The sequence below is a fragment of the Intestinimonas massiliensis (ex Afouda et al. 2020) genome (assembly GCF_900626285.1).
GTDB classification, from domain to species: domain Bacteria; phylum Bacillota; class Clostridia; order Oscillospirales; family Oscillospiraceae; genus Flavonifractor; species Flavonifractor massiliensis_A.
This window is the reverse complement of record NZ_LR131147.1, coordinates 548,857-571,708: the sequence shown is the minus strand read 5'-3', so window position 1 is coordinate 571,708 and position 22,852 is coordinate 548,857. Positions and strand designations below refer to the sequence as shown.

The 22,852-nt window shown below is 63.2% G+C and carries 22 protein-coding genes and 1 tRNA gene; 9 read left to right on the top strand and 14 right to left on the bottom strand.

Features of this window, described 5'->3' with window-relative positions:
* The first annotated feature begins 381 nt into the window (after window positions 1–381).
* Both E0E41_RS03010 and E0E41_RS03005 read left to right on the top strand, forming a co-directional pair.
* A tRNA-Gln gene (locus E0E41_RS03010) sits at window positions 382–455 on the top strand.
* A 90-nt stretch (window positions 456–545) separates the two neighbouring features.
* Window positions 546–1,757 (top strand): MalY/PatB family protein, encoded by a 1,212-nt coding sequence (locus E0E41_RS03005; protein WP_130868658.1) that lies wholly within the window; start codon window positions 546–548, stop codon window positions 1,755–1,757.
* 35 nt (window positions 1,758–1,792) lie between these two features.
* Here E0E41_RS03005 and E0E41_RS03000 read toward each other — a convergent pair whose 3' ends face one another.
* The 11 genes from E0E41_RS03000 to E0E41_RS02950 all read right to left on the bottom strand — a co-directional run bounded on the left by E0E41_RS03000 (window position 1,793) and on the right by E0E41_RS02950 (window position 11,915).
* Window positions 1,793–2,659, bottom strand: coding sequence for an ABC transporter ATP-binding protein (locus E0E41_RS03000; protein WP_130868657.1), 867 nt, complete (start codon window positions 2,657–2,659; stop codon window positions 1,793–1,795).
* Window positions 2,653–3,399 carry a hypothetical protein gene (locus E0E41_RS02995; protein WP_130868656.1) on the bottom strand — a complete coding sequence of 249 codons (747 nt, stop codon included), beginning with the start codon at window positions 3,397–3,399 and terminating at the stop codon, window positions 2,653–2,655. The genes E0E41_RS03000 and E0E41_RS02995 overlap by 7 nt, the downstream gene beginning before the upstream one ends.
* A complete protein-coding gene (locus E0E41_RS02990) occupies window positions 3,396–4,220 on the bottom strand; it encodes a hypothetical protein (RefSeq protein ID WP_130868655.1) in 825 nt (274 codons plus the stop codon). The genes E0E41_RS02995 and E0E41_RS02990 overlap by 4 nt, the downstream gene beginning before the upstream one ends.
* Window positions 4,201–4,857, bottom strand: a complete 657-nt coding sequence (locus E0E41_RS02985; protein WP_130868654.1) for a hypothetical protein — start codon at window positions 4,855–4,857, stop codon at window positions 4,201–4,203. The genes E0E41_RS02990 and E0E41_RS02985 overlap by 20 nt, the downstream gene beginning before the upstream one ends.
* Entirely contained in the window at window positions 4,850–5,377 is a 528-nt protein-coding gene (locus E0E41_RS02980; protein WP_130868653.1) for an RNA polymerase sigma factor, read from the bottom strand. The genes E0E41_RS02985 and E0E41_RS02980 overlap by 8 nt, the downstream gene beginning before the upstream one ends.
* A 109-nt stretch (window positions 5,378–5,486) precedes the next feature.
* On the bottom strand, window positions 5,487–6,332 hold the full coding sequence (locus E0E41_RS02975) for a metal ABC transporter permease (RefSeq protein WP_130868652.1): 846 nt from the start codon (window positions 6,330–6,332) through the stop codon (window positions 5,487–5,489).
* Window positions 6,332–7,102, bottom strand: a complete 771-nt coding sequence (locus tag E0E41_RS02970; protein ID WP_130868651.1) for a metal ABC transporter ATP-binding protein — start codon at window positions 7,100–7,102, stop codon at window positions 6,332–6,334. Before E0E41_RS02970 ends, E0E41_RS02975 begins: the two co-directional genes overlap by 1 nt.
* Complete coding sequence (locus E0E41_RS02965; protein WP_130868650.1) at window positions 7,099–7,992, bottom strand: metal ABC transporter substrate-binding protein; 894 nt, start codon at window positions 7,990–7,992, stop codon at window positions 7,099–7,101. Before E0E41_RS02965 ends, E0E41_RS02970 begins: the two co-directional genes overlap by 4 nt.
* Before the next feature lie 101 nt (window positions 7,993–8,093).
* The gene (locus E0E41_RS02960; protein WP_130868649.1) at window positions 8,094–8,936 is read right to left on the bottom strand and encodes a hypothetical protein; all 843 of its coding nucleotides are present in this window, start codon (window positions 8,934–8,936) and stop codon (window positions 8,094–8,096) included.
* Between the two features lie 73 nt (window positions 8,937–9,009).
* Window positions 9,010–9,657 carry a DUF1847 domain-containing protein gene (locus E0E41_RS02955; RefSeq protein WP_130868648.1) on the bottom strand — a complete coding sequence of 216 codons (648 nt, stop codon included), beginning with the start codon at window positions 9,655–9,657 and terminating at the stop codon, window positions 9,010–9,012.
* Between the two features lie 11 nt (window positions 9,658–9,668).
* Window positions 9,669–11,915, bottom strand: coding sequence for a hydratase (locus E0E41_RS02950; protein ID WP_130868647.1), 2,247 nt, complete (start codon window positions 11,913–11,915; stop codon window positions 9,669–9,671).
* A gap of 188 nt (window positions 11,916–12,103) precedes the next feature.
* Between E0E41_RS02950 and E0E41_RS02945 the strand changes: the two genes are divergently transcribed.
* Window positions 12,104–13,669, top strand: coding sequence for an N-acetylmuramoyl-L-alanine amidase family protein (locus E0E41_RS02945; protein ID WP_130868646.1), 1,566 nt, complete (start codon window positions 12,104–12,106; stop codon window positions 13,667–13,669).
* Window positions 13,670–13,718: 49 nt separating this feature from the next.
* On the opposite strand, the gene E0E41_RS02940 is transcribed toward E0E41_RS02945, so the two are convergent.
* Window positions 13,719–14,504 (bottom strand): SDR family NAD(P)-dependent oxidoreductase, encoded by a 786-nt coding sequence (locus tag E0E41_RS02940; RefSeq protein WP_242623666.1) that lies wholly within the window; start codon window positions 14,502–14,504, stop codon window positions 13,719–13,721.
* A 131-nt stretch (window positions 14,505–14,635) separates the two neighbouring features.
* Here E0E41_RS02940 and E0E41_RS02935 point away from each other — a divergent pair, with 131 nt between their 5' ends.
* Genes E0E41_RS02935 through E0E41_RS02925 form a run of 3 tightly spaced genes read left to right on the top strand, consistent with a single transcriptional unit; the run spans window position 14,636 to window position 16,220 of the window.
* Window positions 14,636–15,040, top strand: a complete 405-nt coding sequence (locus E0E41_RS02935; RefSeq protein WP_130868645.1) for a DUF3783 domain-containing protein — start codon at window positions 14,636–14,638, stop codon at window positions 15,038–15,040.
* A gap of 53 nt (window positions 15,041–15,093) precedes the next feature.
* The gene (locus E0E41_RS02930; RefSeq protein ID WP_130868644.1) at window positions 15,094–15,699 is read left to right on the top strand and encodes a glycerol-3-phosphate acyltransferase; all 606 of its coding nucleotides are present in this window, start codon (window positions 15,094–15,096) and stop codon (window positions 15,697–15,699) included.
* 17 nt (window positions 15,700–15,716) lie between these two features.
* Window positions 15,717–16,220: a GreA/GreB family elongation factor gene (locus tag E0E41_RS02925; protein ID WP_130868643.1), complete on the top strand. Its 504-nt coding sequence runs from the start codon at window positions 15,717–15,719 to the stop codon at window positions 16,218–16,220.
* 33 nt (window positions 16,221–16,253) lie between these two features.
* Here E0E41_RS02925 and E0E41_RS02920 read toward each other — a convergent pair whose 3' ends face one another.
* Both E0E41_RS02920 and E0E41_RS02915 read right to left on the bottom strand, forming a co-directional pair.
* A complete protein-coding gene (locus tag E0E41_RS02920; RefSeq protein ID WP_130868642.1) occupies window positions 16,254–16,634 on the bottom strand; it encodes a DUF4363 family protein in 381 nt (126 codons plus the stop codon).
* Complete coding sequence (locus E0E41_RS02915) at window positions 16,631–17,311, bottom strand: DUF421 domain-containing protein (protein ID WP_130868641.1); 681 nt, start codon at window positions 17,309–17,311, stop codon at window positions 16,631–16,633. The genes E0E41_RS02920 and E0E41_RS02915 overlap by 4 nt, the downstream gene beginning before the upstream one ends.
* Before the next feature lie 89 nt (window positions 17,312–17,400).
* Here E0E41_RS02915 and E0E41_RS02910 point away from each other — a divergent pair, with 89 nt between their 5' ends.
* The 3 genes from E0E41_RS02910 (at window position 17,401) to carB (ending at window position 22,802) form a co-directional block, all read left to right on the top strand.
* A complete protein-coding gene (locus E0E41_RS02910; RefSeq protein ID WP_130868640.1) occupies window positions 17,401–18,237 on the top strand; it encodes a metallophosphoesterase in 837 nt (278 codons plus the stop codon).
* Window positions 18,238–18,420: 183 nt separating this feature from the next.
* Window positions 18,421–19,506 (top strand): carbamoyl phosphate synthase small subunit, encoded by a 1,086-nt coding sequence (locus E0E41_RS02905; RefSeq protein WP_165450492.1) that lies wholly within the window; start codon window positions 18,421–18,423, stop codon window positions 19,504–19,506.
* Window positions 19,506–22,802 (top strand): carbamoyl-phosphate synthase large subunit, encoded by a 3,297-nt coding sequence (carB, locus tag E0E41_RS02900; protein ID WP_130868639.1) that lies wholly within the window; start codon window positions 19,506–19,508, stop codon window positions 22,800–22,802. Before E0E41_RS02905 ends, carB begins: the two co-directional genes overlap by 1 nt.
* Window positions 22,803–22,852 lie beyond the last annotated feature (50 nt).

Here is a 22,852-nt window from a genome sequence, read left to right as displayed (position 1 = left end):
GGGGTATACTGATGTGGAAAAGAGTGTGGACAATGTGAATAACTATTTGTAGAGGACATTATGAGTATGCATTATGTAAACATAATACATAAAATACCAGCTGCAAAAGGACCGGTGAAAACGAGAAAAACGGGGGAAAGCGGGAACTATTTCTGATAGGTCCTTTAGAGCTAAACCTATGAGATCAGAAAGAAGCCGCTTTTTTCCAGCCGTTTGCAAGGAGAATTTTGCAGGCGATCCGCCATAATACGCAAACTATACGCCCTGTATTCTGGTGAAAAGGGCCGGATAAAAAAATTTAAAAATAATTTGGAAAATCTATTGACAATCAGGACCCTTTTGCGTATAATAACATTCGCGCCCGCAAGAGTGGGCACAGATAGCGGGATTGTGTAAGGGTAGCACAGCAGACTCTGACTCTGTATGTGAGGGTTCGAATCCTTCTCCCGCTGCCAAAGAACCGGAAGCATCGCAGGGTGCTTCCGGTTTTTTCTTTTTGCGAAACAGGGAAGCGGCCCCTTGCGGGTTGGAAAGGACGGGTTGAAATGAAATACGATTTTACCACCATCATGGACCGCCGCGGTAAGGATGCTTTAGCCGTGGATGGGCTGGGCCGCAGGCCCGGCTTTTCACCGGAGCCGCCCAAGGAGGGGTTCGACGTGATCCCCATGTGGGTGGCAGACATGAACTTTCCCACTGTACCCACTGTGGCCCAGGCCATTATCCGGCGGACCGAGCACCCGGCCTTCGGCTATTTCTTTCCCAGCGACGATTACTATGCCTCCATCATCCGCTGGCAGGAGACACGCAACGGGGTCACCGGCCTGAGCCGGGAGTACATCGGATATGAGAACGGCGTCCTGGGCGGAGTGGTCAGTGCCCTCAATGTGGTGTGCTCCAAGGGGGACAATGTCCTGGTCCACTCGCCCACCTATGTGGGTTTCACCAACAGCCTGGGCAACAACGGCTACCATATCGTCCACAGCCCCCTGGCGCCGGATGAAAACAATGTCTGGCGCATGGATTTTGCCGATATGGAGCAGAAGATTGCGGACAACCACATCCATGCCGCCATTCTCTGCTCGCCCCACAACCCCACCGGCCGGGTGTGGGAGCGCTGGGAGCTGGAGCGGTTCATGGAGCTGTGCCGGAAGTATGACGTCTATGTGATCTCCGACGAGATCTGGTCGGACCTGATCCTGGAGGGGTACAAGCACATCCCCACCCAGTCGGTGAGCGAGGACGCCCGTCAGCGTACTGTGGCCCTGTACGCCCCCTCCAAGACCTTCAACCTGGCCGGGCTGGTGGGCAGCTATCATATCATCTACAACCGCTGGCTGCGGGAGCGGGTGGACAAGGAGTCCTCCCTGGCCCACTACAACGAGATGAATGTGCTGTCCATGCACGCTCTGATCGGCGCCTATCAGCCCGAGGGGTATGAGTGGGTGGACGAGCTGCGGCAGGTGCTCACCGGCAACGTGGAGTACGCCTGCGATTATATCGCCAGGCATTTTGAAGGGGTCAGGGTCTCCAGGCCTCAGGGCACCTACATGCTGTTTATTGACTGTACTGATTGGTGTGCCGCCCACGGAAAGACCATTCAGGAGCTGCTGAAGGCGGGCTGGGACGTGGGGGTGGCCTGGCAGGACGGCACTAAGTTCCACGGTCCCTGCCATATCCGCATGAACCTGGCTCTGCCCCTCTCCCGGGTGCAGGAGGCCTTTACTCGTCTGGACAAGTACGTATTTTCCATCTGAAGACAGAAAAATGGCCGCCGAAAGGCGGCCATTTTTTATTCTGTACCGAAGTGGCAGAGGTACAGATCCTCCAGATTGGGTGGGACCTGCCTGGCCAGAGCGGCGGGCGGGGCGTCGGCGATGAGCCGCAGGCAGGTGCCTCCATCCTGCCGGGACACATTGCTGCACGGATAGCGGGCGGCCAGGTCCTCCTGCTCCTGGGGAGAGACCGGCACGGACCACACCTTTCCCTCCAGCTGCCGCAGCAGCGCGCCGGGGCTGTCCTGCCCAATGATCTCCCCCCGCCGCAGCAGGATGACCTGGTCGGCGGCGCTCTCCACGTCGGAGACGATATGGGTGGACAGAAGCACCAGCCGGTCCTTGCCCAGACGGTTGAGCATCCCCCGGAAGCGGATGCGCTCCTGGGGGTCCAGCCCGGCGGTGGGCTCGTCCAGAATGAGGACCTGAGGGTCGTTGAGCAGGGCCTGGGCAATGCCCACCCGCTGCCGCTCCCCGCCGGAGAAGCCCCCCAGCTTCCGCTTCCGCCGGTCGGACAGCCCCACCAGCTCCAGAAGCTCCGCCGTCTTTTGACGGGCGGCCTCCCTGTCCAGCCCCTTCAGCCGGGCGATGTAGCACAGGAAGCCCTCCGCCGTGAAGTTGGGATACACCCCGAAATCCTGGGGCAGATAGCCCAGCAGGTCCCGGTAGTCCGCCCCAAGGACGTGGATGTCCCTGCCATTGCACAGCACCCGGCCCCGGGAGGGGGCCAGCAGATCGGTCAGGATGCGCATGAGGGTGGTCTTGCCCGCACCGTTGGGTCCCAGCAGGCCGTATACCCCGCTGCCCAGCTCCAGTTCTATCTCTTTCAGGGCCGCAAAGCCGCCGTACAGCTTGCTTACCCGTTCTACCTGTAAGGTTACCATTGGTTGCGCTCCTTTCTCTTGCGGACGGCCCACCCCACACACAGGGCGGTGAGGCACAGGTGCCAGGGGCCCCAGAGCCACCACTCGCATCCCCAGGGCGGGCTGTAGGAGGCCCAGCCGGTGAGGGCACGCCCCCGGATCAGCTTGGCAAAAAAGCCGTTGGCCAGGACATACAGGTCCAGCGGTTCCCCCTTCAGGTCGGGGGCCAGGGCACTGAACAGCAGCACCACAGCCACCAGAAGAAAGGCGACGGGCAGGGAACGGAAGAGCTCGCACAGCCCGCAGGCGGACAGGGCCAGGAGGGCCCCGCCCGCTCCCGCCAGCAGAGTGTGGCCCAGATAGCGGACCGCCCAGCCGTCCGGAATGGAAAGTCCTCCTGCCAGGGTAAGCCCACAGAGGAAATTTCCCGCCGAAAGGAGCAGAGCGAAGAGCAACACACCCAAGGCGCAGCCCAGCAGGCGCCGGAGGAAGAGGCTTTTCCGCCCCAGTCGGGTGGTGAGCATCAGATCCTCTGTTCTGCAGCTCTTGTCACAGGACATCAGAGAGAGGCAGACGCTGAGCACCAGAACGGCCACCGCCGCCAGCCCCAGCTTGTCCCAGAACCGGCCCACGAAGCTCCAGTAGTGCTCCGGCCCGTAACGCCTCTGAAACAGCGCCAGGACCCCGTTCAGGGCTGTCGGTCCCAGGACCAACAGCCAGGTAAAGGGCGCGGCCCACAGCCGCCGCAGCTCCTGTTTCATCTGCTCGCCCTCCTGTTCCAGGCTGCCCATGTCAAGGCCAGCTCCGCGCCCAGCAGGCACAGACAGTACAAAATGGGCCGCCAGAGAGGGGCGCCGTCCGCCCCCAACAGCTGGGCGTCATAGCTCAGGATGCCGGACCAGGCGTATCCGCTGAGCCGGTAAAGCCCCTCGGCGATTGCGGCCAGTCCACGGGGCAGCGGGAACCGGGAGAAGAGGGCCACCAGCCCCACCTGCAGCCCGGCGGGGAGGGCCAGACAGAGGGCAGCTCCCGCCATGGCCGCCGCCGGGCGGCGGGCCAGGGCGGAGCAGAGCAGCACCAACCCCGCGGCGCACAGCCCGCCCAGCAGGGAGAACAGCATCTCCCAGCCCCAGAGGGCCAGCGGCCCCGCCGTCTCCCAGAGGGGGATCCGGGAGATATTCGTCCCGATGCAGGCCGAATCGGGTATTCCGCCTCCCAGCAAAAGGTTGAGACAGAAGGCCAGAAGACCGGGGAACAGGGAGGAGGCAGCCCCATAGCTCAGTCCCAGGGCCAGCTTTGCGCCAAAGGTGTCCCGCAGTCCGAACCGCCCTGCACGAATCAGAGGATCGGTCCGCCCGGCGCGCTCACAGCAGAACAGCCGGGAGAGCCCCGCCACCTGGAGGAGGAGGATCAGGACAGAGGCTATGTTGACGTTGAAGTTATAGACACTGACCCAGAAGCCGTTGGGATTCCGGGCATAGGGAATGGTTCCCCACAGCGTCAGAAATACGGCCAGGATCAGGGCCGCGTACAGCTCCCGGAAGGTGATGAATTTTTTCCACTCAGCGCTCAGCGCGTACATAGCCGCCTCCTTTTGCTCCGGCCGCCGCCAGGACGGCTCCCAGGCCGATGGGGATCAGCCACCCCCACAGGGGCAGGGCGGCCAGCCAGGCCTCCAGGCGCAGTCCCACCAGGGGGGCGCACAGGCCCATCCACAGGGTACCCCCCAGCAGGCCCAGGCTGCCGGTATGCACCCCAAGGGAGAACAGCAGCAGCGCGCCCCCCAGCAGGGCGGCGGAGGAGGCCCCGCACAGGGCCAGGGGCAGGGGGGAGGTGCCGCCCCAGGCGGCGGTCAGGCACAGGGCCAGCAGGGCCGCCGCCGTGCTGCCGAAGAGCACCGTGAACCGGGCCAGGCACATCTGATGGAAGGAGAAGCGGAAGGTGCGCTCCAGCTCCCGCATCCGGGACTCGTTCCGCCAGAAGTAGCGGAAATAGAGCAGGAACAGCGGCAGGGGGGCGGTGCAGAAGGTGGCGGTGAAGGGAGCGGTCAGCCGACCCGCCAGCAGTCCGGCCAGCAGGGACAGCCCCACCGCCCCCAGAAACAGGCCGGGATGCAGCTCGGCGAGGGCGGGTTTCAGCAGCTGGGCCGGGCTCGCCTTATGGGCCCGCCGGGGCAGGGAGGCCCTGAGCCACTGAATGGTTTGCGCTTGTCTATCCATATCCATCCTCCTTCAAGCGCTCCGCCATGGTCCGCCGGGCGGCGGCCAGCCGCCAGCGCACGGTGGAGAGGGGATTGTCCGTCATGGCGGCGATTTCCTTGGGCGTGAAGCCGTGGAAGTAGTGGAGCACCGCCGCCTCCCGCTGGAGGGGCGGCAGCCTGTCCAGCGCCTGCTCCAGGGCCGCCCGGTCCAGCACCTGACCGCTGGGGTCGGGGCCGCTCAGTTTCTCCAGCTCCTCCGGGGCGGCGGCCAGCCTGCCCTGGAGCCGGAACAGGTCCACGCACTTGTGGTGGGCGATGGTGAACAGCCAGCTCTGGAAGTTGTGCCGGACAAAGGTTTTCCGGTACCGCAGGACTGCCAGGAAGGTCTCCTGGGTCACGTCCTGAGCGTCCTGCTCCCGGCCGGTGGTCCGGAGGGCGTAGGCGTAGATCCGGGGGTACCAACGGTTCACCAGCTCCTCCAGCGCACCCTCGTCCCCGTTGGCCATCCGCCGCAGCAGCCCGTCATCGCTCTGGAGCATGCCCCATCACCCCCTTTGTCTGGTAGTATAACGGACAAGCAGGTCCAAAAAACAAGTCTCGTATAAAAAACCGGTCCGGCGCTTGAAACGCCGGACCGGTTTTACATTGTCATCTGGAACGCCGGAACAGGAAGGTAACGGCAAACCACAGGGCCAGATAGAGGGTGATGGAGGCGCCTGCGGAGGAGCCGATGTGGTAGGAGGTCATCAGTCCCGCGACGCCTGCCACAATGGCGGCCAGGATGGAAAACAGGTGGAACTGCCGCATGTTCCGGGCCAGATTGCGCCCGGCGGCGGCGGGGAGGACCAGCAGGGAATTGATGACCAGCAGGCCCACCCAGGTCATGGATACGGTGACCACCACGGCGATGGCCATGGAGAACACCGCCTCCTGCCAGAATACCTTTACCCCACGGCTGTTGGCCAGGGCGGGGTGGACGGAGGAGAGCATCAGGCCGTTGAAGGAGACCAGCCACAGCACCACCACCACCAGCAGAATGACGGCCAGCAGGCCGATCTTGGCGGGCTCCACGCTGAGGATGTCACCGATAAGCAGGCTGTTGAACTTGGTGAAGCTGCCGCCGTCCAGGGTGGCGATGAAGATACCCAGGGCCACGGCGGTGGAGGAGAATACCCCGATCACCGTGTCGCTGGCCATGTGGGACTTGTGGCGCACGTAGGTGAACAGCAGGGCGAAAGCGGCCGCCAGCAGCACTGCCATCCACATGGGGTCGGCAAAGCCGCACAGAGTGCCGATGGCGATGCCGGTAAAAGCGGAGTGGCCCAACGCGTCGGAGAAGAAGCTCATCCGGTTGGTGACCACCATAGTGCTCAGCAGGCCGAACAGGGGGGAGATCACCAGCACCGCCAGAAGGGCATTTTTCATAAAGTACATGGAGCCAGGAGCTGCCCAGTCAAAGGGCAGCAGCTCCACCAGGGAATACCACCATTCCATTACCGCCGCCCTCCTTTCCCCAGGTCCAGATGAAAGACCTCCTGGAACTCCGGCGAGGAGAGCACTTCGGCGGGGGTGCCCACTTTCAGGATCTCGCTCTTCAGCAATAACACCTTGTCGGCGTATTGGTCCAGGGTAGCAAAGTCGTGGGTGGACAGGAGAATGGACAGGTCGTACTTGGTGCGGATCTCGTCCAGCATGTCCAGCAGCTGCTTTTCCCCGTCGATGTCTACGCCGGACAGGGGCTCGTCCAGCACCAGAATGTGGGGCAGAGGTTCCAGGGCCAGGGCCAGCAGCACCCGCTGGAGCTCGCCGCCGGACAGGGCCCCCATCCGCTTGTCGATGAGGGAATCCCCATGGACCCGGGCCAGGCAGTTCGTTACCCGCTCCCGCAGCTTTTTGGGGGAGGGGAGGAACACCGGCCATTTGGAGATGGCGGCGGAGAAGAAGTCGAACACGCTCACCGGGTCTCCCCGGTCAAAGCTGGGGGACTGGGGCACGTAGCCGATGAGGGGCCGGGTCCTGTCGCCCCCCGCCCGCTGGAACTCGATGGTGCCGGTGTGGGGGATCTGGCCCAGAATGGTGCGGAACAGGGAGCTTTTTCCCGCTCCGTTGGGGCCGATGAGAGCCACGATCTCCCCGCAGTGAAGGTGGAAGGAGACGTCGTGGAGGATCTCCTCGCTGCCGAAGTTCACCCCCAGGTTGGTCACCTTCAGGCAGCAGGAGCCGGCGCAGCCGGGGCCGGAATTGCCGTGTTTGTGTACGCTCATCCAAACGCCTCCGCAATGGTTTTGAGATTGGCATTCATGGCGTCCAGATAAGGCTGGATGCCGGTGCCGTCTCCGCTCATGATCATGTTCAGCTGGTACACCGCGCAGCCGGTTTCCCGGGAAATGGCCTGGGCGGTGGCGTCGGAGCCGTTGACTTCGGTGAAGATGGCGGGAATGTCATATTCCTCAATGAGGGAGACGATCTCCTGGATCTCTGCGGCGGAGGCCTCGGACCCCTCCTCCTCCTCGATTGACTTCAGCAGGTCCAGGCCGGTGGCCTGGGCGAAGTACTGGAAGCCGTTGTGGAAGGTGATGAGGGGCTTGCCGGCCAGCTGTTCCAGCACCGCCGGATCATAGCCCAGGGCGTCCTGGGCCTGGGCAGCGTTGGAGGCGTAGGTCTCCTGGTTGGCTGCATCCAGCCCGGACAGGCCGCTGCTGATGGTCTCCAGCATGATGGAGGCGTTTTCTTCCGCCATCCAGATGTGGGGGTCATACTCGGTGTCATGGTCGTGGCCCTCGTGGCCCAGAGCGGGCAGCAGGTCGATCCCCTCCGAGCAGTCGATGACCGGCGCGTCAGAGGCGGCCAGAGCGTCGTCCATAAAATCCTCCAGCCCGGCGCCGTTCATGATGATGACGTCGGCCCCCTCAATGGCCTTCATGTCGTTGACGGTGAGGGTGTAGTCATGGAGGCAGGAGGTCTGCTGGTTCACTAGCAGGCTGACTTCCACGCTGTCCACACCCTCGGTCACCGCTGTGGTGAACAGGTACACCGGGTAGGTGGTGGCCAGCACGTGGAGCTTGCCGTCGTCCGACCGCTGGGAGGCGGCGGGGGCGGAGCAGGCGGAGAGCAGGAGGCCCAGGGTGCAGGCCGCCGCGAGCAGTTTTTTCATAGAGATCCCCTTATCTAAACAAAAAATACGATATGCTGGGCAATTCCTACCCAGCATATCGTATTATACCGCACTTTTTCGATTCTGTAAAACAATTCTTGTCATCGGGCCAGAAATTGCACCATCCAGTGGAGGGGCAGATAGCCCGCGGCGTAGCTGGCCAGGTTGGCGCAGACGGCGTAGGCCGCCCGGCGGCCCTTACCGTGCTCCTTCAGCAGGAACAGATAGGCCATCAGCTCCGCCAGCAGGATGGGCACCTCAGCCACCACCAGGACCAGGTAGTACAGGGGATGGGAGCCGACGCTGACCAGATTCGCCCCGATCCACAGGTGAAGCCCCGCCTGGGTGACCAGGTTGACCAGGAGGAACACCAGCCAGTCCCGTTTGGCGCGGAATCCGAACAGCCACAGCAGGATGCCTTCCACCACAAGAGTAGGAACCAGGGTGGACAGGAACTGAAGGGAGTAGAAGCCAAACGGTGAAGTGGCCGCGGTGATGGCATTGCTCTCCCAGTCGTAGGTCAGGTGGGTGTAGAACACGGTGCGGGTAAAGGGCTCCGCCGTGGCCTGGGCCCCGCTGGCAGAGGACACGGCAATGCGGAAGGTCTCCGGCAGGCCGAAGTAGGTGAAGTGGTGGGTACCGTCCTCGCCGGGTACCAGGTCGCCGAACAGGGGCGGGTAGGTGCCGTGTACCAGGGCGGGGTACCAGCCCTCGTCCTCCCAGCGTTCCAGCCCCTCCAGCAGGGCGGGGTCGTAGTCCTCCCGGTCGATATTGGGGGACCCGTCCTCGTCCTGTTGGAGCAGGTCCAGGTAGTACACCCCCTCCGGGGCGTTGATCACCGTAATGGTGACGGCGGGCTTGGGGCCTGTGTCGGCGGAGGCGGTGCCCGCCAGCAGGATCAGGCAGAGCAGGAGACAGGGAACGGCGCGGAGCAGACGCTTCATGGCAGATCCTCCTTCCTGTGTTTTCTGCCCGTTACACACCTGAGAGGGGGCAATGATTGCGCGGAAGGAACAATTATTTTTCGTCAGGGGCGGGCGGGTCCAGTAGACGCTTATAGTAGCCGTCCAGATTGTAGAGGACGGCGGCAGGGTTGTGGCCGGTGACCCGGTCCTTGGTGACCAGGGTGGTGGTCAGGCCCTCCGCGTACTTGTAGAACATGCTGTCGTGTCCCACGCACAGCCCCACCACGATGTTGAGCTCGGTCCCCAGCCGGTTGAGGTGCCTGGCCTGAAGGATGGGGTTGCACATATTGACGCCCACCGCCTTGCAGGCCTCGTCGATGCCCACCAGGGACTTGTCGGTCCGGCCCGCCTTGCAGGCGATGGAGCAGACCTGAAAGCCGTTGGCCCGGAGAATGCGGGCCAGGGCGTTGCTCTCCTTGAGCAGGCCGACGCAGGTGGCGATCCCCAGCTTGTGAAAGCCCATGCGGCGGGCGAAGTCCATGATCTCCTCCACCCGGGTCATTTTGCAGTAGCCCTCATACTCCACCTGGGCCGCGTTGCGGAGGACCTCCTGGTTTTCCGGCTGGTTGGACAGAGCCAGCGCCTCCTCCAGCTCTCCCGGTTCCAGGGTATTCGTGGTGCAGAAGGGGGGAAGGGGGCCGGAGGCGGCCCGGCAGGCCTTGGTGCCGCAGTCCGCGCAGGACAGCTCAAATTCTTCCATGGGCCGCTCCCTTACTTGGCGTAGTAGTTGATGAGGCAGCCGGCCAGCACGATGTCCCGCTCCTCCCGGGTCATACCGGGCAGCTTCAGGGTGACGGCCTTCTCAGTTCCGTTCTGGATCAGGGTGGCGGGGATCTCCTCGGCCCCGCTGTCCAGGGCGGCGCGGACGCCGGGGATGTACAGCTTGTCACCGGGCTGGACGTTCCAGTCCTTCACGCTTTCGGCGATGAAGGGCAGCATGCCCCAGTTCACCACGTTGGAGCGGTAGCGCTTGGTGGCGTACTCGGCGGCCAGGTTTGCCACGCCGCCCAGCACCCGCTGGCAGGAGGCGGCCTGCTCCCGGGCGGAGCCGTCGCCGGGCTTCAGGGCCATCACCAGAGAGCCCAGACCGGTGTCCTTTCCGTCGTGGCCCATGAGGGCCTCCTTGACCTCCGGGGCCTCGGGATCGGTGCGGCGCAGCTTCTCCACCGCCAGCACCTCCTTGGCACGGGGGACGTACTGGGGGTCCTTCCGGCTCAGGGCGAACTCGGACAGCTTGATGGGGTTGGAGCGGTAGGAGGAGGTCTCGCCGGAGGGGATCAGCTCGTCGGTGGTGGTCACAGGATCGTAAATGGCGGAGCACACGGTGAGCAGCAGGTTCTCCGGCAGAGCCACCTGCTCCGGCCAGTCGGCGATGTTGGGCCCGAACACCAGCTCCTGGCTGGGATCGGCCTTGCCCACGCCGAAGTATACCCGGGCCTTGTAGGGGGTGGGATCATAGGAGAAGGGCTCCACGGCGGGGTCCACGGGGGCGCTGGGCAGTTCGTCCGCGCCGGTGAGCACGCCGCCGTTGAGGGCGGTGGCGGCGATGGACCGGGCGTCCATCAGGGCCACGTAGGACACCTGACCGTCGGAGGGCTTGGAACCCTCCCGGTTGGGGAAGTTGCGGGTGGAGTGGCGGATGGAGAAGGCCCCGTTGGCGGGCACGTCGCCGGCGCCGAAGCAGGGACCGCAGAAGCAGGAGCGGATGGAGGCGCCGGCAGCCATCAGGGAGGTGATGTACCCCTTCCGGGTCAGCTCCAGGTTGACGGGCTGGCTGGTGGGGTAGACCGACAGCCAGAACTCGTCGGCGCCGATGGCGTGGCCGTCCAGGATCTGGGCCGCCCGGACGATATTCTGATAGGTGCCGCCGGAGCAGCCGGCGATGACGCCCTGATCCACATGGAACCGGCCGTCCACGATCTTGTCCAGCAGGGAGGCGGGCTTGCTCTTCAGCTTGAGCTGATGCACCGTGTCCTCGTCCACCTGGTGGAGCAGGTCTTCCATGTTCTCCTTGAACTCCTGGATGGTGTAGGCGTTGGAGGGGTGGAAGGGCAGGGCGATCATGGGCCGGATCTTGTCCAGCTCCACGTAGATAACGCCGTCATAGTACGCCCCGTCGGCGGGGGCCTGGGGCTTGAACTCGTCCCCACGGCCCAGCACAGCCAGGTGATCCTTCAGGGTGTCGTCGGCGGACCACACAGAGGACAGGCAGGTGGTCTCGGTGGTCATCACGTCGATGCCGGAGCGGTAGTCCATGGACAGGTTGGCCACGCCGGGACCGAAGAACTCCATGACGGCGTTCTTCACGATGCCGTCCTTGAAGGTGGAGCGGATCAGCTCCAGCGCCACGTCCTGGGGACCCACCCCGGGGATGGGGGCGCCGGTGAGGTAGATGGCGATGACCTTGGGGTAGGAGATGTTGTAGGTCTTCTCCAGCAGCTGGCGGGCCAGCTCGGGGCCGCCCTCACCGATGGCCATGGTGCCGTAGGCGCCGTAGCGGGTGTGGGAGTCAGAGCCCAGGATCATCTTGCCCGGGGCGGCGTACCGCTCCCGCATGTAGGAGTGGATGACGCTCTGGTGGGCAGGGACGAACTCACCGCCGTACTTCTTGGCGGCGGACAGGCCGAACACGTGGTCGTCCTCGTTGATGGTGCCGCCCACAGCGCACAGGGAGTTGTGGCAGTTGGTGAGCACATAGGGCAGCGGGAACTGCTTCATGCCGGAGGCACGGGCGGTCTGGATGATGCCCACATATGTAATGTCATGGGAGGCCATGGCGTCGAATCTGATGGCCAGATTGTCCATGGAATCGCCGGTGTTATGGGCCTTCAGAATGGTATAGGCCATGGTACCCTTTTTGGCCTCTTCCGGGGCGGACAGACCGGCGGCGGGTCCGTCCTGGGCGGGCAGGAAGGCGCCATTTTTATAGTATACGCCCTCCGTAGTGATCTTCAGCATGGGTATCCCCTCCGTTATGTATCGAATTGTCTCTATCATACCAATATTTTGCCGTAAGTGCAAGCCGTTTTGCTCGGACTTGCAAGTGCCGATAACCAAAAATTTATGTCAACTTTTTTGCCTCGCTGCCTTGACGGGATATAGGGAATACGGTAGAATAAAAACATATTTTGCATAGGAGTTCTGATATGAAAAAGGCCGTTTCCCTACTTTTGACCCTTGTATTGCTGATCGGAATGATACCAGTCGTGGCCGCCGGGCCGGCGGGTACTCTTTCCGTTTATTTTTATGATGAGGCCGCCGGCCGCTATGGATCGCAGGTCCAGACCGACCGGGTGAACATGACCCTGGACGGGGCGGCCCTGACCCCGGAGGACGTGCCCGCTCTGGTACAGTATCCGGAGGGGAAGGACGGCCGTACCCTGGTGCCGGTGCGGCTGATCGCCGAGGCCCTGGGGGCCACGGTGACCTGGGTGCCTGAGACCCGCCAGGCCATCCTGACCAAGGATGAGAGCACCATCGTGCTCACCCTGGGCTCCGCCACTGCTCTGGTCAACGGCAAGAGTGTGCAGCTGCCCGACGGTGTGCCCGCCGGAGTGGTGAAGTGCGACGGGCGGGAGAGCACCATGGTGCCCCTGCGGTTCGTCTCCGAGCAGCTGGGGGCGGAGGTGGCCTGGGACGGCGGCACCTTTACCGCCATCATAACCTCACCCAAGGAGCCGGAACCCACACCCACGCCGACTCCCACACCCACGCCTACACCTACGCCTACACCGACTCCTACCCCTGTGCCGCCCGCCAATCCGGACAACGGTAAGGTGACGGGGATCACCTTCTCCGCCAGCGCCCAGGTGGTGACCATCTCCACCGACCACATGCCGGAATACCGTGTGATCGACCTGGGGGACCGGGTGGTCATCGACGTACTGGGGGCCTACTGCGGGGAGGCGGTGGAAAAGACGGTGACCATCGCTGCCGACAGCCCGGTGATCTCCAGCGTCCGCTATCTCCAGCATGACGACGATCTGGGCTACAGCTATCCCCACACCCTGCGGGTGGTGCTGGATCTGAAGAGCGGCGCCTCTTATGCCAAAAATGTGACGATGGAGGCGGGCAGCCGGGAGATCCGGGCCATTCTGACCCAGACGGAGGAGCCGGAGACACCCGACTTTAATCTGGACCCCAACAAGTACACCATCGTGGTGGACCCGGGCCATGACGGTACTACGCTGGGCGCGGTCTATCCCGACGCCAGCGGCACCAAGATCTATGAGAAGGACCTGACCCTCTCCATCTCCAACAAGCTGAAAACCCAGCTGGAGAAGGCGGGGTATAATGTGGTGATGACCCGGACGGGGGAGACGGCGGGGGATCTGTACGAACGCAGCGAACTGGCCAATTCGGTGAACGCCGACCTGTTCATCAGCATCCACATCAACGCCTCAGGCACCGTACCCACCTTCCAGGGCCTGTATACTTACTACTATCCCGGCAGCACCCGGGGCAAGAACTTTGCCCAGGCGGTACAGAGCGCGGTGTGCGCCGCTTCCGGCGCCATTGATCGGGGGATCGCCTCAGCCAACTTCGTGGTGCTGCGGGAGACCAATATGGCGGCCATCCTGGTGGAGTGCGGCTTTATGTCCAACGTGGAGGAGCTGGAGCGGCTCAAGACCGACTCCTACCAGCAGAAGCTGGCGGAGGGCATCACCCAGGGTGTCACCGATTACCTGAATACCGGCGCCATCCAGAAATAAAGGAGAAAGGCGCTCCGCCGTCGGCGGAGCGCCTTTTATTTTCCTGCGGTCAGATCCGCCGCAGTCCCTCCCAGCAGGCCATGATGAAGCAGTTGGGCAAAAATTTGCTGGCCATCCGCTGGACCAGAGCGGGCAGGCCGCAGGTGGTGACGGCCAGCAGATGACTGTCCCGCAGGGCCCGCCGGGCCACCGTCTCCGGTTTGAGGGCAAAGGGGAAGAACCGCACGGTGTGTCCGTTTTTGGTATCCTGGGCCACCGAGATGAACTCCGTCTTGATCCAGCCGGGGCACACCGCCGTCACCCGGATGCCTCTGGGGGCCACCTCCCACCGGAGGGCCCGGCTGTAGTGGAGCAGGAAGGCCTTGGTGGCGGCATACACGTTGAGGCCGGGCAGGGGCTGGAAGGCGGCGGAGGAGCAGATTTCCAGGATCCGGCTTCCCCGGCTCATGTGGGGGATGACCGCGGCGGTGAGGGAGACGGCGGCCCGGCAGTTCAGGTCGATCATATCCTCCGTCTCCCGGAAGGTCATGTCGGCGTAGGTGCCGAACTTGCCGAATCCGGCGGAGTTGACCAGCACCCGCACGTCGGCCCCCGTCTCCTCCAGCAGTTCCCTCAAGGCCTGGATGCTTTCGGACCTGGTCAGATCCAGGGGCAGGGACCGCATGGGGGCGGACAGCTCCTTTGCCAGCTCCTCCATCCGCTCCCGGCGGCGGGCCACCCCCCAGATCTCGTCCAGGCCGCCCAGTTTGTCCAACCGGCGGATAAAGGCCCGGCCCAGCCCGGAGGAGGCACCGGTGACAATGGCGATTTTCATGTAGGATCCCTTCTTTGCCATACTTGTTTCCTCTAGTAGTAGTATCCCACAAATATGCGGCCCTTTGCAAGAACCGGCCAAAATTGTTGACGGCGGGGAAGCGGACGGGTAAAATAAGAGGCATCATCATATGACCGAAAAGAGGACGATTTATGAACCATCCTATGGTATTACTCTATAATCTGGATACCCCCAAGGGGGCCAAGATCCGACGGATGTGCCTGCCCCTGGGCCTGCGCACCCGGCTGGTGGAGCCGGCGGAGTACGGCCTGGCCCTGAACGACCTGGTGGAGGGCAAGGCCCCCGAGACCCCCTGGGACGGGGAGACCTTCACCGATGAGGTGCTGCTGCTGGTCAACTGCACCGGCCCGCTGCTGGATAAATTCCTCCAGGGCTTCCGGCGGAACAAGATCCCGCCCGTGTCCCTGAAGGCAGTGCTCACCCCCACCAACGGGACATGGAACTCCCTGGAGCTGAAGACGGAGCTGTCCCGGGAGCGGGAGGCCATCCGTCAGGGCCAGGCGGCCCACGCCAAAAAGCAGGAGCCGGAGGGGTAAAACCGCTGTTTTGGGGCAAACTGGCTCCATATCGGGAGCAAGAGGTGCTTACCATGGAACGGATACTCTGTCTTGGGATCGGATACGCCTTCGGCTGCTTCCTCACCGGGGAGCTGGTGGCCCGCCGCCGCACCGGGGAGAGCGCCGCCCGGCTGGGCACCGGCAACCCGGGCATGGCCAATGTGGCCCATGAACTGGGACTGCGCTGGGGCCTGCTGGTGCTGCTGGGGGACATCGCCAAGACCGCCCTGGCCTGTCTGGCCTGCGCCCTGCTGGCCGGGGAGCACCTGGGGCGGCTGGCCCTGCTGTGGGCCTGCCTGGGGGTCGTGCTGGGCCACAACTTCCCCTTCTGGCGGCGCTTTCAGGGCGGCAAGGGGGTGGCGGTCACCTGCGCGGGTCTGATCCTGTATTCGCCCCTGTGGGGGACGGCGGCCTGCCTCACCGGGCTGGGTGTGACAGTCATCACCGGCTGGCTGCCTCTGGGGGCGGTGGTGATCCCCGCCGTTTTTCTCCCCCTGGCCATTCTCTTCCACAGCTGGGAGGCGGGGGCTCTGGCGCTGGTGCTGACCGTGCTGATGGTGAGCCGTCACTATCACGGCCTGGGCCGCATCATGCGGGGGGAGGAGCCCCGGAAATTCCGGCCCAATCAATCCAAGTAAAAGAAAAGGGATGCCTTATGCACGACGAACTGACAAAAAAGGATCTTCAGATGATGAAGGAGGAACTGGACTACCGCCGCATCCAGCTCCGTCCTCAGCTGCTGGAGGCGGTGAAGGAGGCCCGGGCCTTCGGCGATCTGAGTGAGAACTTTGAGTACAAGGCGGCCAAGCAGGAGAAGAACCGCAATGAGGGCCGCATCCGCTACCTGGAGAACATGATCAAGACTGCCCGGGTGCTGAAGGAGGAGGGCCCCGCCGACGGGGTAAACCTGTACGACAAGGTGACGGTCTACCTGGAGGACGAGGACGATACCGAGACCTACCAGGTGGTGACCACCATGCGGCAGGACGCCCTCCACGGACTCATCAGCAAGGAATCCCCGGTGGGCAAGGCTCTGCTGGGCCGCAGGGTAGGGGAGACCGTACATATCCAGGTCAACGAGAATTACGGCTACGACGCCAGGATCCTCTCCATCGAGAAGGGAGAGGATGACGGCTCCATCCCTCTGCGGGGCTATTAAAATAGGAAAAAGCGGGGACGGATGCCGTTCCCGCTAAAAAATGTTTTTCAGGGTGAGCTGCTCCGCCTCATAGAGCAGGTCGATTTGGGTGACCAGCCGGGCATTGGCGGCGGAATACTCCCCGTACTCCCGGCTGTCCAGCAGGGCCAGGGTCTCCTGGAACCCGGCGTAGATGGAGTCGGTGTCGGCGTGGCGGAGGAGCACATGGAGGTAGACGTCCCGGTCCGCCCAGGCCTCCTTGGCCTGTACGGTGAGGGCCCGGGCCTGGTCCCAGCGCTCCGCCGCCGCCTGCTCCTCTGCCTGGTCCAGCAGGGTGGACAGGGTATCGGTAAAGCCGTGGAGGGAGCGGATGTGGAACAGAGTTCCGGCAAAAATGGCCCCCAGCAGAACCAGGGCGATCCACAGCCGCTTCATCTGCGCGCCTCCTTTTTGGCCAGATAGACCCTGTTGTCTTCGTCCACCGTCAGCAAAAACACATCTTCGGGCCGATTGACATGGTGCTGCCGGAGCTGTTTTTCCAGCCAGACGTCATCCAGCCCACGGCTGTGAAGGGTGCGGGTGATGACCCGGCCGTCGTTGATGAGTACCATGGGCAGCCCCGGCTCCCGGGGGATCAGGCCCATCTGCCGGGCAGTGACCGGCTGCTGGGCGGCATAGGGGAGAACGGAGATCTGTCCGTTGGTCTCCAGAATGGCGTATTTGACGGCGGACAGGTCGGTGATGCCCTTCATCCGCAGTTCCTCCATCAGCTCATCCAGGGTAAAGCGGTTTTTCCGCATCTCGCTCTGCCGCAGCTTCCCGTTCTCCACGATGACGCTGGGCCGGCCGCAGAGCACCGCCCGGAACCGGACGCTTTTCATGGTGAGTACCGACAGGGCCATGGTGAGGCACAGCAGGGTGAGGATGGGGATGAGGCCGGTGAGCAGGGGAATGCCGAAATCCTGCATGGGCACCGCCGCCAGGTCGGCGATGAGCAGGGCCAGAACCAGCTCGGAGGGCTCCAGTTCGCCCACCTGCCGCTTGCCCATGAGCCGGATGCCGGCGATGATGAACGTATACAGAATGATGGTGCGCAGAAAGGCGATGACCATAACAGACCTCCCCAAACGCGGGTGTTCTGATTCAGTATGGCCGGCGGAGCCCGCTTTATGCGGCCTGCCCGGAAAGAAAGGAGCTTCCTTTGAAAAAAAGAACCCGACACCTGCTGGCAGCAGGCGGGATCGCGGCCGGCCTGCTGGTGTGGGCGGGGCTGGATTCCGGCCTGACTGTGCGGGAATATACAGTGGAGAGCGAAAAAATAGACAGCACAGTGCGCTTGGTATTGCTCACCGACCTCCATTGCTGCGACTATGGGGAAGGCCAGCAGAAGCTGCTGCATGTGGTGGAGGCGCAGAACCCGGATCTGGTGCTCCTCAGCGGCGATATGGTGGATGACGACCCCCGGCTGCCGGAGGAGAAGGCTCTGACTGCTGTGGAGGCTCTGGCGGAGCGGTGGCCGGTCTATTATGTGACCGGCAACCACGAGTTCTGGAGCGGCCGGGTGGAGGAGATCAAGGAGGCGCTGCGGCAGCGGGGCGCTGTGGTGCTGGAGGGGGAGAGCAGGCTGGTGACGGCGGCGGGGCAGACCATCCAGATCTGCGGCGTGGACGACCCCAACGTGGGGGAGCGGGCCTGGCGGAGCCAGATGGAGACTGTGACCGCCGCTCTGAAGCAGGACGTATTCTCCGTCCTTCTCACCCACCGGCCCGAGCGGGTGACGGACTACACCGGCCGAGGGTTTGATCTGGTGCTGGCGGGCCACGCCCACGGGGGCCAGTGGCGGCTGCCCGGCCTCATCAACGGCTTGATCGCCCCCAACCAGGGGCTGTTCCCACGATATGCCGGGGGTACATACGATCTGGAGGGTACCACCCTCATCGTCAGCCGGGGGCTGGCCCGGGAGAGTACCCGGGTTCCCAGGTTCTTCAATCCGCCGGAGGTCGTGGTGATTGAAGTCACGTCGGAAGCAAAAAAATAATTAGGCCAAATATCTATTTTTTAGAACTTTGGGGCGCATTGACCGGGAAAAATGGGAAGTGCGCCCCGTTGTTTTGTCCAAATTTACAATTTTGAAAAATGGGGGGAAAAGGGAGTTGCCCCAGGAAAAAAATTAGAGTACAATCGAACAAATACCATGGGAAAGAAAGGCGTGATACAGGAGATGAAAGCGACCTTGATCTTGGCCAATGGCGCGGTGTTCCAGGGCGTCAGCATCGGCTCTTCGGCGGACCGGGTGTGCGAGATGGTATTCAATACCTCCATGACCGGCTATCAGGAGATTTTGACCGACCCCTCCTATGCAGGACAGGGCATCGTGATGAGCTATCCCCTCATTGGCAATTACGGTGTGAACCACGAGGATAACGAGTCCTCCCGTCCCTGGGCGGAGGCCTTTATTGTTCGGCATCTGTCCCGCCGCGGCAGCAACTTCCGCTGTGAGGGAGACCTGGATTCCTATTTGAAGAGATATGATATCACCGGGATCGAGGGTGTTGACACCCGGGCGTTGACCAGAATACTCCGCAGTCAGGGGACCATGAATGGCATGATCACCTGTGCGGAGCATTTTCATGTAGAGGAGTGTCTGGAGCGCATCAAGGCCTACCGGGTGGAGGGCACCGTGGAAAAGGTGACCCGGAAGGAGCCCCAGGTCTATCCGGCCCTTACCGCCCAGCGGTTCCGGGTGGCCATGATGGACTACGGCGTGAAGGAGAACATGATCCGCTGCCTCCAGAAGCGGGGCTGCCAGGTGACGGTGTATCCCGCCCACACCCGGGCGGAGATCATCCTCAACGGCGGTTTTGACGGCGTGATGCTGTCCAACGGCCCCGGCGACCCGGCGGACAACGTGGACATCATCAAAGAGGTGCGCAAGCTCTACGATTCCTCCATCCCCCTGTTCGCTGTCTGCCTGGGCCACCAGCTGCTGGCTCTGGCCACCGGTGCCGAGACCCGGAAGATGCGCTTCGGCCACCGGGGCGGCAACCATCCGGTGAAGGACCTGGCCGCCGGCCGGGCCTTCATCACCAGCCAGAACCACGGCTATGTAGTCACCGCCGAGAGTGTGGACCCCGCGGTGGCGGAGATCTCCCACGTCAACGTCAACGAGGGCAGCGTGGAGGGCCTGAAGTACAAGCGGCCCAACTGCTTCACCGTTCAGTTCCACCCGGAGGCCTCTCCCGGTCCCATGGATACCGAATATCTTTTTGACCGCTTTGTAGACAGCATGAAGGGAGGGGAGCGGTAATGCCCAAGAATCCGAATATCAAGAAGGTGCTGGTGCTGGGCTCCGGCCCCATCGTGATCGGCCAGGCCGCCGAGTTCGACTACGCCGGCACCCAGGCCTGCCGCGCCCTGAAGGAAGAGGGCGTGGAGGTGGTGCTGGTCAACTCCAACCCCGCCACCATCATGACCGACAAGGACATCGCCGACCATGTGTATATCGAGCCGCTGAACATTGCCAGCGTGGAGCAGGTCATTCAGATGGAGCGGCCCGACTCCATCCTGCCCACTCTGGGCGGCCAGACCGGCCTGAACCTGGCCATGAACCTGTATGAGCAGGGCATTCTGGACCAGTACGGCGTGCGCCTGCTGGGAACCAGCCCGGAATCCATCCGCAAGGCTGAGGACCGTCAGGGCTTCAAGGACGCTATGGAGGCCATCGGCCAGCCCTGCGTCACCTCCGACGTGGTGGAGAGCGTAGAGGACGCGGTGGCTTTTGCCGGGTCCATCGGTTACCCCGTTATCGTCCGGCCTGCCTATACCCTGGGCGGAACCGGGGGCGGCATTGCCTATGACGAGCTCTCCCTGCGGGAGATCGCCGACCGGGGCATCCATCTGAGCCGGGTGGGCCAGGTGCTCATCGAGCGGTGCATCTCCGGCTGGAAGGAGATCGAGTTCGAGGTCATGCGGGACAGCGCCGGCAACGTGATCCAGATCTGCTCCATGGAGAACGTGGACCCGGTAGGCGTCCACACCGGCGACTCCATCGTGGTGGCGCCCACCCAGACCCTGGCCAACAAGGAGTTCCAGATGCTGCGCAAGGCCTCTCTGGACATTATCTCCGCCCTGAAGATTGAGGGCGGCTGCAACGTGCAGCTGGCCCTGAATCCTGACTCCTTCGAGTACGCGGTCATCGAGGTCAACCCCCGTGTGTCCCGCTCCTCCGCTCTGGCCTCCAAAGCCACCGGCTACCCCATCGCCAAGGTGGCGGCCAAGATTGCCCTGGGCTACACCCTGGATGAGATCCCCAACGCGGTGACCGGCAAGACCACCGCCTGCTTTGAGCCCACCCTGGACTACTGCGTGCTCAAGATCCCCCGCCTGCCCTTCGACAAATTCACCACCGCCAGCCGCACCCTGGGCACCCAGATGAAGGCCACCGGCGAGGTCATGGCCATCGGCAACTCCTTTGAAGGCGCCCTGATGAAGGCCATCCGCTCCCTGGAGCTGCCGGTGAAGTCCCTCCGCATGCCTGGCCTGGACCAGCTGTATACCGAAGAGATCGAGGACCGGCTGGTGAACATCGATGACCAGCGGCTCTTCGTGGTAGCTGAGGCCCTCCGCCGGGGCTTCTCCCCCGAGAAGATCAACAAGATCACCAAGTACGACCTGTGGTTCCTGGACCGGCTCCAGATCATTGTGGACATGGAGGACAAGCTGGACCACGGCCATCTGGATGCCGACACCCTGCGTGCCGCCAAGGAGATGGGTTTCTCCGACGCCTGGATCGCCGCCCTGTCCGGCAAGGAGCGGGAGGAGATCAAGGCCCTGCGGGAGAGCTACGGCATCGTTCCCGCCTTCAAGATGGTGGACACCTGCGCCGCCGAGTTTGAGGCCCAGACCCCCTATTATTACTCCACCTACGACCAGGAGAACGAGGCGGCGGAAGAGCTCCACATGCCCCAGGTAGGAGAGCTGGCCCCCAACATCCCCGAGGCCCCCTATCTCACCGCCGCCGCCGCAGAGCCCCACCGCAAGACTCCTGTGGAAGAGCGGAAAAAGGTGCTGGTGCTGGGCTCCGGCCCCATCCGCATCGGCCAGGGCATCGAGTTCGACTACTGCTCGGTCCACTCTGTCTGGGCTTTCAAGCGCCTGGGCTATGAGACCATCATTATCAACAACAACCCCGAGACCGTGTCCACCGACTTCGACGTGGCGGATAAGCTGTACTTCGAGCCGCTGACCGCCGAGGACGTGGAGGCCGTGGTGGAGCTGGAGAAGCCCTGGGGGGCCGTGGTCCAGTTCGGCGGCCAGACCGCCATCAAGCTGGCCCAGGCCCTGACCAACATGGGCGTGCCCATCCTGGGCACCTCCGCCGACGGCGTGGACGCCGCCGAGGACCGGGAGCGGTTTGACGAGATCCTGAACCAGTGCAAGATCCCCCGTGCCGCCGGCAAGACGGTGTTCACCACCGATGAGGCGTTGGCTGCCGCCCACGAGGTAGGCTACCCCGTGCTGGTGCGCCCCTCCTACGTGCTGGGCGGCCAGGGTATGGAGATCGCGTACAACGACCGCAATATCATCGAGTTCATGCGCATCATCAATCAGGTGCAGCAGGAGCACCCCATCCTGGTGGACAAGTACCTGATGGGCCGGGAGGTAGAGGTGGACGGCGTGTTCGACGGGGAGGACCTGCTGATCCCCGGCATCATGGAGCATATCGAGCGGGCCGGCGTCCATTCCGGCGACAGTATCTCCGTCTATCCCCCCATCCACATCGAGCAGAAGCACAAGGATACCATCTACCGCTACACCTATGCCCTGTCCAAGGCTCTGGGGGTGGTGGGCCTGGTGAACATCCAGTTCGTCATCTACGATGACACCGTGTACGTCATCGAAGTCAACCCCCGCTCCTCCCGTACCATCCCCTATATCTCCAAGGTCACCGGGGTACCCATCATCGACCTGGCCACCAAGGTCATGCTGGGCCAGAAGCTGAAGGACCTGGGCTACGGCACCGGCATCTATAAGGAGGCCGACTACTACGCCGTAAAAATGCCGGTGTTCTCCTTCGAGAAGCTGACCGACGTGGACACCGGCCTTGGCCCCGAGATGAAGTCCACCGGTGAGTGCCTGGGTCTGGCCGAATCCTTCCCCCAGGCCCTGCTGAAGGCCTTCAAGGGCGCCAACATGAAGGCCCCCAAGAAGGGCGGACGCATCATCATCACCGTCAAGGACGAGGACAAGGGCGAGATCGTGGGCATTGCCCAGGGCTTTGCCGACATGGGTATTGAGATCCTGGCCACCAGCGGCACCTGCGACGCCCTCAACGCCGCCGGCATTCCCGCCCGGAAGGTGGCCCGGGTGTCCGAGGCTCACCCCAATATCCTGGACATGATCGCCTCCGGTACCGTGGACCTGGTGATCAACACGCCCACCCGGGGCCGCCGTCATGACACCGACGGTTTCCGGATCCGCCGCTCCACCGTGGAGCACTCTGTGGCCTGTATTACGGCCATCGACACCGCCCGGGCCATGCTCACCGTCCGCACCCAGGGCCGCTCCGCCGATCTGCGGCCCATCGACATCACCAAAATTTAATTGAAATGGAACTTCCTCCTTCCGGATTCGTCTGATAGAATAGACAAAAA